Source organism: Chromobacterium indicum (assembly GCF_039708975.1).
Lineage (GTDB): Bacteria > Pseudomonadota > Gammaproteobacteria > Burkholderiales > Chromobacteriaceae > Chromobacterium > Chromobacterium piscinae.
Genome location: NZ_JAYFSJ010000004.1, coordinates 235,206 through 248,947, shown reverse-complemented (window position 1 = coordinate 248,947; position 13,742 = coordinate 235,206). Strand labels below are relative to the sequence as shown.

The following is a 13,742-nucleotide window of genomic DNA, read 5'->3' as shown; positions in this document are numbered from 1 at the left end:
TTCGCCGCCGGATTCCGCTCATGAAAACGCTCGCTCCCCTGCTATTATCCCTGTCCATCCTGCTGCCGGCCGCGCCGGCCGTCGCCGTGCCGGCATCTTCCGCTCCGGCCGCCGAGGCGGTGTTCGCCGAACTGGCGCACCAGCCTGCCTACCAGGCGGCCTGGATGAGCATGATGGCCGGCGCCAAGCACGCGCCAGAATGGCTGCGCGAAGCGCGCGCCACCAGCGCGCCCTACCATCCGGCCACCATCGCCGGCAAACGCTACCTGGCCGGCGAGATGTGCAAGCCGCACGATTGCGCCGGCAACCGCTTCTTCGGCCTGTTCAGCGCCGACAAACGCCGCGCGATGGGCCTCTTGGTGACGGTGGCCGACGTGCCCGAGGCGGTGGACCATCCGGCCAAGCACGCCAGCTACCGCTGGCTGGGCAAGCCGGACAAGGAGCAACGCGCCTATCTGATGCAACAACTGAAACAGGACCCGAACTGGAAATGAAAACGCTGAAACCCGCTCTCGCCGCGCTGCCGGCGCTGCTCCTGGCCGCCTGCGCGCAAAACCCGCCGCCGCAGCCGCAAGCTGTCGGCATGGCCAATCCGGCCTCGGTCCATTGCGTGAAACAAGGCGGCAAGCTGCTGCCGCAAAAGGACGCCTCCGGCAACGAATACGCGCTGTGTCAGTTGCCCGATGGCCGGGCGGTGGAGGAATGGACGCTGTTCCGATCGCAGCAGCCAGCCGCGCCGGCGCCGTAAACCGACTTACCCACAGCCATCGATCGAATCCGGATTTATCCACAGATCTGAATGGCGCGCCAAAAAACAAACCCGCCGGCTGACAGCTCCGGCGGGCTTCCTACCCCCTTTGGCAGGGATAGTCTTACTTTAGACTACCGGACAGGAAAGCCTTCAGCCTTTCGCTCTTGGTGTTGCCGAAGACTTCGTCCGGATGGCCCTCTTCCTCCACGCGGCCCTGGTGCAGGAACATCACGTGGTTGGACACGTTGCGGGCGAAGCCCATCTCGTGAGTGACCACGATCATGGTGCGGCCCTCTTCGGCCAGCGCCTGCATCACCTTCAGCACCTCGCCCACCAGCTCCGGGTCCAGCGCCGAGGTCGGCTCGTCGAACAGCATCACTTCCGGCTCCATCGTCAGCGCGCGGGCGATGGCCACGCGCTGCTGCTGGCCGCCGGACAGGTGAGCCGGGTATTTGGCCTGGGCGCGCTCGTCCAGCCCAACCTTGGCCAGGTATTTCTTGGCGCGGGCGATGGCCTCGTCGCGCGGCAGGCCCAGCACATGCACCGGCGCCTCGATGACGTTTTCCAGCACCGTCATGTGGCCCCACAGATTGAAGTGCTGGAACACCATCGCCAGCTTGGTGCGCATGGTCTGCAGCTGTTTCTGGTCGGCCGGCACCAGCTCGCCCTGCTTGTTGCGCGACAGGCGGATTTCCTCGCCGTTCAGCGCGATGGAGCCGTCGTTCGGCTTTTCCAGGAAGTTGATGCAGCGCAGGAAGGTGCTCTTGCCCGAGCCCGACGAGCCGATGATGCTGATCACGTCGCCGGCCTTGGCCTTCAGCGAGATGCCTTTCAGAACTTCGTGGTCGCCGTAGCTCTTGTGAATGTTGCTGATGTTCAGCTTGTCCATCTAATAAATCCCCAGTATTTCTCAGCTCTTGGTCGGATGCAGGTAAGCGAGCCAGCGGGCTTCAGCCTTGCGGAACAGGCCGACCAGAATAAAGGTGATGCTCAGATACAGCAAGGCCGCCAGGCCGAAGGCGTTGAAGGAATCGTACGTGGCGGCGTTGGCGTCGCGCGCGACCTTCAGAATGTCCGGCACGGTGGCGGTGAAGGCCACGGTGGTGGCGTGCAGCATCAGGATCACTTCGTTGCTGTACGCCGGCAGCGCCCGCCGCAGCGCCGACGGGATGATCACCCGGCGGTACAGCGTGAACGGGCTCATGCCGTAAGCGCGCCCGGCCTCGATCTCGCCGTAGGAGGTGGCCTTGATCGCGCCGGCGAAGATTTCGGTGGTGTAGGCGCAGGTATTGAGCGCGAACGCCAGGATGGTGCAGTTGTAGCCTTCGCGGAAAAAGTGATTGAGGAAGCCCACCTCGCGCACCACGTCCAGGCTGTACATGCCGCTGTAGAAGAAGATCAGCTGCACGTAGAGCGGCGTGCCGCGGAACACGTAGGTGTACAAGCCCACCAGGCGCGCCAGCCATTTGATCTTGGACACGCGCGCCACCGCCAGCGGAATGGAGACGACGAAGCCGAAGGCGATGGACAGCACCAACAGCCACATGGTGACGGCCAGGCCGGACAGGTGGTAGCCGTCGCTCCACAGGAAGGCCCGCCAGTATTGCTGGATGATGTCTATCATAGGTCGGCCTCCCGCACGCCGGTGGAATAGCGGCGCTCCAGCTTCGCCAGCACGAAATTGGACAGCGCGGTCAGCGCCAGGTAGATGGCGCCCGCCACCAGCGTGAAGAAGAACACGCGGTAAGTGCTCTTGCCGGCGTCGATGGACGCCTTGACCACATCGGCCAGGCCGATGATGGATACCAGCGCGGTGGCCTTCAGCATCACCTGCCAGTTATTGGAGATGCCGGGCAGCGCGAAGCGCATCATCTGCGGGAACTGCACGCGGTGGAACACCTGCCAGCCGCTCATGCCGTAAGCGATGCCGGCCTCGATCTGTCCCTTGGGCACCGACAGGAAGGCGCCGCGCAGCGTCTCGGTGAAATAGGCGCCGTAGATGAAGCCCAGCGTGACGATGCCGGACACGAAGGGATCGAGGTCGATCTGGTCGATGTGCATCGCCTCGGTGATTTTGTTCATGCCGATCTGCAGGCTGTAGAAGATCAGCAGCATCAGCACCAGGTCGGGCACGCCGCGCACCAGGGTGGTGTACAGCGTGGACACGCTGCCCAGCAGCGGATTGTGCGACAGCTTGGCGCCGGCGCCGACGAGACCGATGACGAAAGCCAGAAGCAGCGACAGCACCGACAGCTCCAGCGTCACCAGGGTCCCCTGCCAGATAATGGGACCGAATCCATCCAGAAACATATGTTCCCCTTGTCGAGTGGCCGCCGCTTTCAGCTTATGGCGCTGAATGGCGACGGACGCTCCAGATCAATACGCCCCGCAAGGCGGGGCGCATCACAGCGCGGGCGGGCGGACGGGCCGCGCGCCCGGAACGGCATCAGCCGCCGTATACGTCGAAGGAGAAGTACTTCTTCTCGATCTTCTTGTAGGTGCCGTCCTTCAGCATGTCGGCGATCGCCTTGTCGATGCCGGCTTTCAGATCCTTGTCTTCCTTGCGCAGGCCGATGCCGGCGCCTTCGCCCAGGGTCTGCGGATCGACCAGGTCCTTGCCGGCGAAGGCGAAGCCCTTGCCTTCAGGCTTCTTCAGGAAGCCGATGTCGGCCTGCACCGCGTCCTGCAGCGAGGCGTCCAGGCGGCCCGCGGCCAGGTCGGCCAGCACCAGGGTCTGGTTCTGGTAGGGAACCACTTCCACGCCGGCCGGCGCCCAGTGCTTCTTGGCGTAGGCTTCCTGGATGGTGCCCTGCTCCACGCCCACGCGCTTGCCCTTCAGCGAGGCCGGGGTCGGCATCAGGCCGGAGCCGGACTTGGCGACCATGCGGGTCGGGGTGTTGAACAGCTTGGCGGAGAAGGCGATTTCCTTCATCCGGGCTTCGGTCATCGACATCGACGACAGCACGCCGTCGAACTTCTTGGCCTTCAGCGCCGGGATCATGCCGTCGAAATCGTTTTCCACCCACACGCACTTGGCTTTCATGCGTTTGCAGATCTCGTTGCCCAGATCGACGTCGAAACCCACCACCTGGCCATTCGGCGCCTTGTACTCGAACGGCGCGTAGCTGGCGTCGACGCCGAAGCGGATTTCCTTCCAGTCTTTGGCGTAAGCCCCCAGGGATGCGGCCATCAGACCCACGGCCAGCGCAGCAAGTGCTTTCTTCATTTCCTTCTCCTCATCAATCGTACTGCCTTGTTGGTATCCGGACGATGCCGGACTTTCTCTCCGGGCCGATCCCGCCTGGCCCGCGCCGCCCGGTGCGGCCCCGGCCCAAACGGCGGCTGCACCAGTTATATAGTTAGAGTATTTCGTCTAGCAAGCCGGATTTCGCCGCTCCGCCGGCCGGGCCCCCGGCTGGCGGATGACAAAACCTGGCGCCTGGTCCCGGACCGGCTCCTCCCGCCCGAGCCGTTGAAACGGCTGGACAGGAAGGCGCGGCACGGCGCCGGCGGCTTTGTCGGCGGCTCTTCCCGGCTTCGGCTTCGACAAGCAGAATTCATGCCACGGCCATCCGGAGGCGCTTGCCTCACTCGCAATCGCCTGAGGACAAAATACAACATCCAATCGACTTGGGAAGTAACGACGCGTGAAAGGATCGGTGTACAGCAAAGCGACGTTAATTGCCGAAAATCGGCCAAAACCCCGCACTTTGCCCAAGTGGAATAAAAAAGCGGGCTGGATATGCATCCAGCCCGCTTCTCATAGCAGTTAAATACTGCGATTTCGTTACGCGTCGTCACCTTCGCTTACCGCCGGCGCTTCCGGCGCAATCACCTTCTGCTTGGCCGCGGCGGCCTGCTGCTTCTGCTCTTCAGCCTCCTGGCGGGCGGCGGCGCGCACCACGTCCAGGTAAGCCATGATGGCGAAAGTCAGCTCGCGGGTGCCTTCATGATTCAACGCGGAGATGGAGAACACGCGCGGCGCCTTGATGTCGAAGCCCAGGCTGTCGTCCGGCTTCTCCGTAGGCCAGCCGTAAGCGTTGAGGAAGGCGGACACCGTCAGCTCGCGCTCGTCCGGCGGCAGCATGTCCACCTTGTTCAGCACCAGCCAGCGCGGCTTGCCGTGCAGCTCTTCATCGTACTTCTTCAGCTCTTCCACGATGGCCCGCGCCTCGCGCACCGGATCGACGTCCGGATCGAACGGGGCGATGTCCACCACGTGCAGCAGCAGGCCGGTGCGCTGCAGGTGCTTCAGGAAACGATGGCCCAGGCCCGCGCCTTCCGCCGCGCCTTCAATCAGGCCCGGAATGTCGGCGATCACGAAGCTGCGGGTGTCGTCCATCCGCACCACGCCCAGGTTCGGATGCAGCGTGGTGAACGGATAATCGGCCACCTTGGGGCGCGCGGCGGACACCGAGCGGATGAAGGTGGATTTGCCGGCGTTGGGCATGCCCAGCAGGCCGACGTCGGCCAATACCTTCAGCTCCAGCTTGAAAGTGCGCTGCTCGCCCTGCTCGCCCGGCGTGCATTGGCGCGGCGAACGATTGGTGGACGATTTGAAATGGATGTTGCCGAGGCCGCCCTTGCCGCCCTTGGCGATCATGATGCGCTGGCCGTGATGGGTCAGGTCGGCCACCAGCTCGCCGGTGTCGTGGTCGGTAATCACCGTGCCCACCGGCATTTTCAGTTCGATGTCGTCACCGCCCTTGCCGTAGCAATCGGCGCCGCGGCCGCGTTCGCCGTGTTCAGCCAGGTATTTCTTGACGAAGCGGAACTCAACCAGAGTGTTGACGTTTTCGTCGGCCACCGCGAACACGCTGCCGCCCTTGCCGCCGTCGCCGCCATCCGGGCCGCCGAACGGGATATATTTTTCACGGCGGAAACTGGCCACGCCATTGCCGCCGCGTCCGGCCATCACTTCAATGCGGGCTTCATCGATAAACTTCATGTCTACAACCTCTGTTCTGCGAGGAGTCAGGGGTCAGGACTGGCTCCAGCCCTCACGCCTTGCCCCTCGGTATGAAAAAAGCCCTATCGAAGGATAGGGCTTTCTCGGATGCTGGAAAGCGAATTATTCGCCGTCAACACCGGTGTACGGAATCACGTTAACGGTCTTGCGCTGTTGCGCGCCCTTAACGGTGAATTCAACGTAGCCATCAACCTTGGCGAACAGGGTGTGATCCTTGCCCTGACCAACGTTTTCACCAGCGTGGAAGCGGGTGCCGCGCTGACGCACGATGATGGAACCAGCCGGAATCAGTTCGCTACCGTAAACCTTAACGCCCAGGCGTTTGGCTTCGGAGTCACGACCGTTGCGGGAGCTACCGCCTGCTTTTTTGTGTGCCATGACTGTTTATCCTTACTTCGAAATCGCGTCGATGCGGATTTCGGTGTAGTTCTGACGATGACCCTGGTGTTTCTGGTAGTGCTTACGACGACGCATCTTGAAGATGCGGATCTTGTCGCCACGACCGTGGGAAACAACGGTAGCCTTAACAGTGGCGCCAGCAATCATCGGCGCGCCAACCACAACCTGTTCACCGTCAGCAATCATCAGCACTTCTTCAAGTACGATCTGGCTGTCGACGTCTGCAGGTATCTGTTCTACTTTGAGTTTTTCACCGATGGCAACTTTGTACTGCTTGCCGCCGGTTTTTATGACCGCATACATTCGCATGAGCTCCTGATAAATGAATCCCCCCACGCCTGATGCGCAGGGAACGCGAGACTATACGGGCAGCCTGTCAACTTGTCAATGATTTCATCGACTTAAGCGGCGAGCACGGCGGCATGGCGGGGGAATGGGCTTTTCTGGTAACATCCAGAGCTTTGGCGTAGCCCTCGAACGATAACTGGTTGAAAACGTGTCCACCCCGCTTTTCCGAACCCTGATAGCCGACGACATGCAGACGGTAGACAGCGTGATACGCGCCCGCCTGCACTCCGACGTCGTCCTGATCCGCCAGGTGGCGGAATACATCATCTCCGCCGGGGGCAAACGCCTGCGTCCGATCCTGACCCTGCTGTCGGGGCGCGCGCTGGGCTACCGGGGCGAGCACCTGTTCGAACTCGCCGCGATGATAGAGTTCATCCACACCGCCACCCTGCTGCACGACGACGTGGTGGACGAGTCCGACCTGCGCCGCGGCCGCAAGACCGCCAACGCGCTGTTCGGCAACGCCGCCAGCGTGCTGGTGGGCGACTTCCTCTACACCCGCGCCTTCCAGATGATGGTCACCACCCGCAACATGACCATCCTGGAAGTGATGGCCGAGGCGACCAACATCATCGCCGAGGGCGAGGTACTGCAGCTGCTGAACATCGGCAACACCGACGTCAGCGAAGACGAATACCTGAAGGTCATCCAGTACAAAACCGCCAAGCTGTTCGAAGCCGCCGCCCGTGTCGGCGCGCTGATCGCCGACGCCTCCGCCGAGCAGGTGCAGGCGATGGCTAACTACGGCATGTACCTGGGCACCGCCTTCCAGATCATCGACGACGTGCTGGACTACAGCGGCGACGCCGACGCCATAGGCAAGAGCCTGGGCGACGACCTGGCTGAAGGCAAACCCACCCTGCCGCTGATCTACACCATGCGCAACGGCAGCCCGGAAGCCTCCGCGCTGGTGCGCGACGCGCTGGAAAACGCCAACCGCGACCGTTTCCACGATGTATTGAATGCGGTACAATCCTGCGGCGCGCTGGAATACGCCAAGAATGAAGCCGTAAAAATGGCCGAACAAGCCATTGCCTCCTTGCAGAACATTCCCGATTCGGAAGTCCGCCAGGCCCTGATCGAACTGGCCCGCCTATCGGTGGACCGCAGCGCCTGACCGCGCCCCAGTTTTCAGTAGCGTCTCCGTAGTTAAATGGATATAACGGCCCCCTCCTAAGGGGCAGTTACAGGTTCGATTCCTGTCGGGGGCACCACCAGCACTTCCAGAGCAGTCCGAGAAAGTCCACAAACCCGCGCCAAATAAGGATTTGCGGGTTTTTTTACGTCCAAAGTCGTCCAAATAGGTCCATTGAAAGCCAGGGGCACATGGGGGCATACTTAGGGGAATCACTAAAGGTGGCACATTTCGATGCCCCCAAATGCACCCGAGACCCCACCCATGCCCCTGACCGATACCGCCTGCAAAACGGCCAAACCAAGAGAGGACGGCAAGCCGCTTCGCCTGTCCGACGAAAAAGGCATGTACCTAGAAGTCATGCCCAATGGCTCCAAATACTGGCGACTGAAGTACCGCTTCAATGCCAAGGAAAAACGCCTAGCCCTGGGCGTCTACCCCGAGACCACGCTGAAGGAAGCCCGTCAGAAGCGAGACGACGCCCGCCGACGGCTGGCCAATGGCGAAGACCCAGGCGAACAGCGCAAGCTGGAAAAAATGCTGAAGCAGGTCGCGACGGCCAACAAGTTTGAAGCCATCGCGCTAGAGTGGCATGCAAGGGAAAGCCACGAATGGTCCGCCGCCCACAGCGAGCGCGTCCTATCGGCCATGCAGACCCACATATTCCCCTACATCGGGGACAGGCCAATCCACGAGATTCGCCCGCTGGAGCTGCTGGAAGTGCTGCGCAAGGTGGAGAGCGCCGGAAACATCGACACCACCAAGCGCCTGCGGCAACGCTGCTCAGCCGTGTTCCGCCTGGCTATCCTGACCGGCCGCTGCGACAGCGACCCGGCCGCTCCGCTGACTGACGCTCTCAAGAGCCAGCAATCCACCCCACGCAAGGCGCTGATGCGCGAGGACATCCCCGCCTTCCTCGACGCGCTAGAGAAGTACGATGGCAACTTGCAAACCAAGCTGATGATGAAGCTGATGCTGCTGACCTTCACCCGCGTCGGAGAAATGGCCATGGCCAGGTGGGAAGAGATCGACTTCGACAAGGCGCTGTGGACCATTCCGCCAGAGCATCGCAAGTTGCCGGAGAAATCCAAGAAAACCGCGCCTCCCCATCTCGTCCCGCTATCCAAGCAATCTCTGGAAGTGCTGCGCCAGCTCCACGCCATCAGCGGCGGCCGGGAACACATCTTCCCCAACCGCAACAGCCCGCGCCGCCCCATGTCGCCGGAAACCCTACGCCGTGCCCTTCACAGCATGGGTTTCAGGGGCAAAGCCGATGTCCACGGTTTCCGCTCCACTGCATCCACGATCTTGAATGAAGAAGGCTTCAACCCGGACGCTATCGAGCGCCAGCTATCCCATATCGAAACAAACAAGGTACGGTCTGCTTACAATCGTGCCGAGTACATGGAGGAACGTAGAAAAATGATGCAGTGGTGGGCTGACTACATAAAAATGCAACGTCCCGCCTAAACCAATGCCCCCGCCATTTTCTTGCATTTACACGCAAATGCCATCATCATAACAAATCAACCTATCATCTCTACGCGTATCAACAGAAAGATATTCATGATAGAACAAATTGAAAATGTGCTTGGCAACTCCCACTTCGAAGCGTATTGGGGTGGGCCTTTAATGGGAGTTATTTTTGCGGCAATTTATGAGAAATTAAAAAAACCACCTAGCAACTCTGACAAAATAGATTCACCCCCAAAATTACTAGAGAAACTCAAAGAAGAACGAAGAATTATTATTCAGCAGTCTACCAAAATTATTATAAAGGAAAAAAATGCAGCAAGCGATGATAGCGGAGCCATAATACCAATAGCCATAGCTGGCGCATGTCTAATGTTCCTTGGAGTTGCATACCTCCATCAAATCTCCCATGCCTTATACACCTTCAGCACCGCCGCCGCATCATTCTCTTTCACGGCGTCAATCCTTTCTTATTTTGGCGGTCGTTTTAACACCAAAGCCTGGTGGTTACACACCATCATTCCAGCACTTGCCTCTATAGCTTGTTTCTATATTACCATTTGCGCTGAGAGTGCCATAAGCCCAGACGTTATAAAATACGCACAAGATTTGCTCGGCGAGCAAAGCCTCAATATTGGTTTAGTTATTTCCGGGGCTATAAAATTCATGCAAAATATTCGAGCAGATTATGTGCAATATATCATGTTCGATTTAATGGCCATTATATTAGTTGCATGCTCTTCTTTAATCGCATTTATGCAAACCACTCATTACATTGCTCTTACCAATGCTACAGGCGCCGAAGAATCACCCTGGGGATGGCTAGCCATTTCAACTGCACGTTTTAGCAAAGCTAGCACAATATTACTTCTGTTTCTTTTGTTAACTCTCGCCTATCTTGGTGCAAATGGAACACTGTACTCATTCCTCCATTCTCAATCGTAGATAACAATCACACTCTACGAAAGTCCTGATATAGGACAGGAGGATACTTCTACATTCGAACCTATACCCCAGCGCGCGCCATCGAAGCCCCGCCTCGCCCCCGCGCTTCATGTGCCGCTAATCATGCACCTGCATGAACCCGCGCCAGGCCCTTGCCGTATGGCCTGGCGCGTAGAATTCCTCCTGCCCTGATTCATGCGTTTTCATGCACGCTATGCATGCAGTCGCCGTTTTGGCTGACTAACGTTTCCGCCCTTCCCTCTCCTCTCCCGCTTAAATCTGCCACCGAGTATGTCCGATAGCGTCCGTATTCGTCCGATACGGTTCAGTGATTCACATTTCCCGTTGTCAGTTTCGTTTTTCTGCCCCGCCGTCAATAGCCAAATCCGCGTTTTTTCGGCTTTTCAAGTTTCGTTGTTGTGTGGTGAAGCCACACAACACCACCCCCAAACTCGATTTGAAATTTCTGAAATACTGCGTTCGCTGATCGGCGTGTCCGATTGCATCCACAGTTATTCAGCCAAAACGATAAGGACAACTCCATGACCGCTATTGCCCCTTCGCTCACCGCCCAGCCGCTGCGCTTTATTCGCTTGCCGGAAGTCATCTCCACTTGCGGCCTGTCTCGCTCGTCGGTGTACGACGCCATCAAGCGCGGCAGCTTTCCGGCGCCGGTGCCGCTGGGCGGCAAGAGCGTGGCCTGGCTGTCGTCTGAAATCGATGTCTGGATGGCTGGACGCATCGCCGCCCGCCAAGCCTAAAACCCATAACCCTGCACCCGGACTCAGAACATGCATATCCAGAACCCCCATACCCAAGAAACCGTCGCTTTCGCCGTAGCCGGCCTGACCGAGCGCCTGGCCGCCTTCGAACAAGACCTCAACGCCTGGCAGACCCTGGCTGACAACGCCGCGCGCCGCGTGCAAACCACCGAGGCGCTACGCAGCGAAGCCGAGCAGGCGCGCAAGGACTGCCGCCAAGCGATGCGCGCGAGCTTGGGCATTCCCACCAAGGCAGTGCGCGAGCTGAAGAGCAAGGAAATGGCCAACCTGGAATTGGCCGAGGAAACGCTGAAGATCGCCGAGGAAGAAAAGATTCAGGCCGAAAAGCAGCAGGAAACGCTGTTCGAGCAGCGCCAAACCCTGGTCAAAGAGCGCGATGCGCTGAGCCGCCAGTATTGGGACGCAGTGCTGGACGACCAGATCGCGCAATGGGGGCAACAGCTGCCGGTACTGGCGCTGCTGCTGGAGCAAGCGCCAAAGGCCTGCATCGAGCGGCTGTTCGGCCGCGCAGAGCTGCGCAGACAGCACGAGGAATTCTATGCCGCGCAGCTGCCCGGCGAGCTGCAACAGGCGCTGCAATCTGCCCAACAAGCAGAACCGGATGAATTGCTGGCCCTGCTCAGCCGGCCGCTGCCGGCGCTGGCCGAGCCGGCCTCGCTGCAGTACAACCCCCTTGCCCGCATACGGTATCAGGCCGAACGCGACGAGCAGTACCAAGCCCTGATCAACCGTTAAGCGAGACCGCCATCATGCAAAACACGACCCGCCAAGCCCTGGACCACTTCATCGGCCGCTACTTCAGCAATATGGACGCGCATCAAACCTCAGATACCTGCCATGCGGCACCGGACCCCAAAGCCGCGCAGGCCCACATCAACACGCTGAAAACGAAGAGCCGGCTGCTATCCGCCATCAATGTGCTGGGCGTCGCCGAGATCACCGGCCGCTCCCAAAACTTCGATATCGCCGGCACGCTGGCCGCCACGGTGGACACCAACCGCCATCCCCGCCAACCGGCGCAAAAGACCTGGCAGCCGGCGCAATACTTCTGCCGGCAAACCAACTTCGACGCCGCCTTTGATTACGAGACGCTGGACGCCTGGATGAGCGAGACGCAAGACCAAACCTTGTTCGAGACCCGCGCGCGGCTGACGCTGGAGCGCCGCATCTTGCTGGATCGGGTGATGATCGGTTTCCGCGGCCTGATGCGCGCCGCAGACTCCGACCGGGCCCAATATCCGCAGCTGCAAGACGTCAATATCGGCTGGCTGCAGCAGATCCGCGAGCAAGCGCCGCAAGCCTGCCTGGAGCGCGTGCGCGTCGGCGAAGGCCAGCGTTTCCCCAGCCTGCACCGCCTGGTGCGGCATGCGGTCAACCACCTGCTTGCGCCGGCCTGGCGCGATGATCCGCAGTTGGTGGCGCTGGTGGGAGCGGACCTGCTGCCGGATGCGGTGTGCGAGTCAAACGAGCCGGGAGACGATCTGGTGTTCCACAAGCAGCGCCTGGGCGGCCTGCAAGCCGCGACGGCCGCCTTCTTTCCCGGTGACAGCATCCTGATTACCCGACTCGACAACCTGTCGCTGTACTTCAACCAAAACGCCGTGCGCTACCGCTATCAGGAAGACCCCGCCATCAACAGCGTGCTGTTCTACCACTCCAGCGAAGACGCCTATGTAGTCGAGAACCTGGCCGCTTGCGCGCTGATTGAAGACGTCGAAATCGTGGACTGAAGGAGACCGAAGATGGCCTTTCCCTGCCCGCTGTGCGGCGCGGTGTCCAGAGTGCGGACCAGCCGCATGCTGACCGCCACCGCCAAGGAGATTTACTACAACTGCAGCAACGACGACTGCTGCCACCAGTACAAGACGATGGAATGCGAGCCGCGCACCGTAGCCCAGCCGATCAAGGGCGGCGCGCAGATTCCGCCGGAGCGGCTGCGCACACTGTCTAGCTTGGCCAAACCCTCGCCGCCGCCGGCGCTGACCGTTACACCCGGCCGGATTCAGCACAGAGTCTTGAAGTAATGAAAATGGCCCGCTGGAGGGCGGGCCACTTTTTAATTTCCAGCTCCTTTTTCCAAGGTTTCGAGAATCCACCTTAATTTCTTACTCAAAAGAGCCTCGTCCTCTTCAGCTTTTTGTATTATTCGCGCGCCTTCTTGAGCTTGCCACTCAAGGTAATTTAGCGCGTTATTATATCGATCCATTAAGTCATGAATATTATCAATAATATCGCTCTCAGAGATGTATTTCTCAACATCTTCCAGCGAGCTGGTTTCCAAAAAAAGGTGGCGATGATCAAACAACCTAACCAATTCAACACCTTTAAACCCACAATCAATACAATACACGAAGTACTCTTTGTGATTCTCGCCCACCATGCGACTTGTTCTTATATTTAACTTCTCATTGCAGTTAGTGCAGAAAAATAATGGCCGAATTTCTCCCGTCAAAAAGCGCTTCTTAGTTTTTGCCGTTTTCATTAATTTATCAGAGAGATATCGGGCATATTCATCTTTTTTCAAACCATTCCCCCAGGGAAATAGACAAAGCAATATGTAGCTCATTGCCAAAATACAAATAAAAAGGCCCCTGCCAGGGCCTTGGGTACGACAAAACCAAATCCAACTATCCAGCGCCATTATATCCCGATGAAATTCACCGCTCAAACGCAATATGTGAATCACATGCTTGACAGCCCCGTACGATTCCCGCACCATTACCCCGTCGTGTTCAATAGCGCGACCGGGATTGGCGTCCTGATTACGAAGGCGGATAGCCGTCTTTTACGGCATTTTTTACGTCCGTTACACACCGCAGGTGCGTCTTCTTCTATGGCGGGCCTTGGTGGGAGCGTGCATGCACGCGCCGGTTCCTTCGTACCGGTACGCCAATCCTGCCATGTGCCTGCCACCCCCGATTGGCGTCGGGATGGCAAGCG

17 protein-coding genes and 1 tRNA gene are annotated in these 13,742 nt (G+C 59.3%); 10 read left to right on the top strand and 8 right to left on the bottom strand.

What is annotated here, in order from left to right; all coding sequences use genetic code 11:
- The first annotated feature begins 20 nt into the window (after window positions 1-20).
- Both VA599_RS07625 and VA599_RS07620 read left to right on the top strand, forming a co-directional pair.
- Window positions 21-494 carry an inhibitor of vertebrate lysozyme family protein gene (locus tag VA599_RS07625; protein ID WP_346788141.1) on the top strand — a complete coding sequence of 158 codons (474 nt, stop codon included), beginning with the start codon at window positions 21-23 and terminating at the stop codon, window positions 492-494.
- The gene (locus VA599_RS07620; protein WP_021476835.1) at window positions 491-748 is read left to right on the top strand and encodes a putative hemolysin; all 258 of its coding nucleotides are present in this window, start codon (window positions 491-493) and stop codon (window positions 746-748) included. Before VA599_RS07625 ends, VA599_RS07620 begins: the two co-directional genes overlap by 4 nt.
- 124 nt (window positions 749-872) lie before the next feature.
- Here VA599_RS07620 and VA599_RS07615 read toward each other — a convergent pair whose 3' ends face one another.
- From VA599_RS07615 to rplU, 7 genes are all read right to left on the bottom strand, one after another.
- Window positions 873-1,640, bottom strand: a complete 768-nt coding sequence (locus VA599_RS07615) for an ABC transporter ATP-binding protein (RefSeq protein WP_346788140.1) — start codon at window positions 1,638-1,640, stop codon at window positions 873-875.
- Between the two features lie 21 nt (window positions 1,641-1,661).
- A complete protein-coding gene (locus tag VA599_RS07610) occupies window positions 1,662-2,375 on the bottom strand; it encodes an ABC transporter permease (protein WP_021476837.1) in 714 nt (237 codons plus the stop codon).
- A complete protein-coding gene (locus VA599_RS07605; RefSeq protein ID WP_346788139.1) occupies window positions 2,372-3,061 on the bottom strand; it encodes an ABC transporter permease in 690 nt (229 codons plus the stop codon). Before VA599_RS07605 ends, VA599_RS07610 begins: the two co-directional genes overlap by 4 nt.
- Before the next feature lie 136 nt (window positions 3,062-3,197).
- Complete coding sequence (locus VA599_RS07600) at window positions 3,198-3,977, bottom strand: ABC transporter substrate-binding protein (RefSeq protein ID WP_021476839.1); 780 nt, start codon at window positions 3,975-3,977, stop codon at window positions 3,198-3,200.
- 561 nt (window positions 3,978-4,538) lie between these two features.
- The gene (obgE, locus tag VA599_RS07595; RefSeq protein ID WP_021476840.1) at window positions 4,539-5,699 is read right to left on the bottom strand and encodes a GTPase ObgE; all 1,161 of its coding nucleotides are present in this window, start codon (window positions 5,697-5,699) and stop codon (window positions 4,539-4,541) included.
- 123 nt (window positions 5,700-5,822) lie between these two features.
- On the bottom strand, window positions 5,823-6,098 hold the full coding sequence (rpmA, locus tag VA599_RS07590) for a 50S ribosomal protein L27 (RefSeq protein WP_021476841.1): 276 nt from the start codon (window positions 6,096-6,098) through the stop codon (window positions 5,823-5,825).
- Window positions 6,099-6,110: 12 nt separating this feature from the next.
- Window positions 6,111-6,422 carry a 50S ribosomal protein L21 gene (gene rplU / locus VA599_RS07585; RefSeq protein ID WP_021476842.1) on the bottom strand — a complete coding sequence of 104 codons (312 nt, stop codon included), beginning with the start codon at window positions 6,420-6,422 and terminating at the stop codon, window positions 6,111-6,113.
- A gap of 181 nt (window positions 6,423-6,603) precedes the next feature.
- Here rplU and ispB point away from each other — a divergent pair, with 181 nt between their 5' ends.
- The 8 genes from ispB to VA599_RS07545 all read left to right on the top strand — a co-directional run bounded on the left by ispB (window position 6,604) and on the right by VA599_RS07545 (window position 12,826).
- Window positions 6,604-7,584, top strand: a complete 981-nt coding sequence (ispB, locus tag VA599_RS07580; RefSeq protein WP_346788194.1) for an octaprenyl diphosphate synthase — start codon at window positions 6,604-6,606, stop codon at window positions 7,582-7,584.
- Between the two features lie 22 nt (window positions 7,585-7,606).
- Window positions 7,607-7,681: transfer RNA gene (locus tag VA599_RS07575), tRNA-Arg, on the top strand.
- 185 nt (window positions 7,682-7,866) lie between these two features.
- The gene (locus VA599_RS07570) at window positions 7,867-9,072 is read left to right on the top strand and encodes a tyrosine-type recombinase/integrase (RefSeq protein WP_346788138.1); all 1,206 of its coding nucleotides are present in this window, start codon (window positions 7,867-7,869) and stop codon (window positions 9,070-9,072) included.
- 96 nt (window positions 9,073-9,168) lie between these two features.
- On the top strand, window positions 9,169-10,020 hold the full coding sequence (locus VA599_RS07565) for a hypothetical protein (RefSeq protein ID WP_346788136.1): 852 nt from the start codon (window positions 9,169-9,171) through the stop codon (window positions 10,018-10,020).
- Window positions 10,021-10,562: 542 nt separating this feature from the next.
- Window positions 10,563-10,781 (top strand): helix-turn-helix transcriptional regulator, encoded by a 219-nt coding sequence (locus VA599_RS07560; RefSeq protein ID WP_346788135.1) that lies wholly within the window; start codon window positions 10,563-10,565, stop codon window positions 10,779-10,781.
- Window positions 10,782-10,811: 30 nt separating this feature from the next.
- Entirely contained in the window at window positions 10,812-11,537 is a 726-nt protein-coding gene (locus tag VA599_RS07555; RefSeq protein ID WP_346788134.1) for a hypothetical protein, read from the top strand.
- A 14-nt stretch (window positions 11,538-11,551) separates the two neighbouring features.
- A complete protein-coding gene (locus VA599_RS07550; protein ID WP_346788133.1) occupies window positions 11,552-12,532 on the top strand; it encodes a P2 family phage major capsid protein in 981 nt (326 codons plus the stop codon).
- A 12-nt stretch (window positions 12,533-12,544) separates the two neighbouring features.
- Window positions 12,545-12,826, top strand: a complete 282-nt coding sequence (locus VA599_RS07545) for an Ogr/Delta-like zinc finger protein (RefSeq protein ID WP_346788132.1) — start codon at window positions 12,545-12,547, stop codon at window positions 12,824-12,826.
- 32 nt (window positions 12,827-12,858) lie between these two features.
- Here the strand turns inward: VA599_RS07545 and VA599_RS07540 are convergent, their stop codons facing one another.
- Window positions 12,859-13,368: a hypothetical protein gene (locus VA599_RS07540; RefSeq protein ID WP_346788131.1), complete on the bottom strand. Its 510-nt coding sequence runs from the start codon at window positions 13,366-13,368 to the stop codon at window positions 12,859-12,861.
- Window positions 13,369-13,742 lie beyond the last annotated feature (374 nt).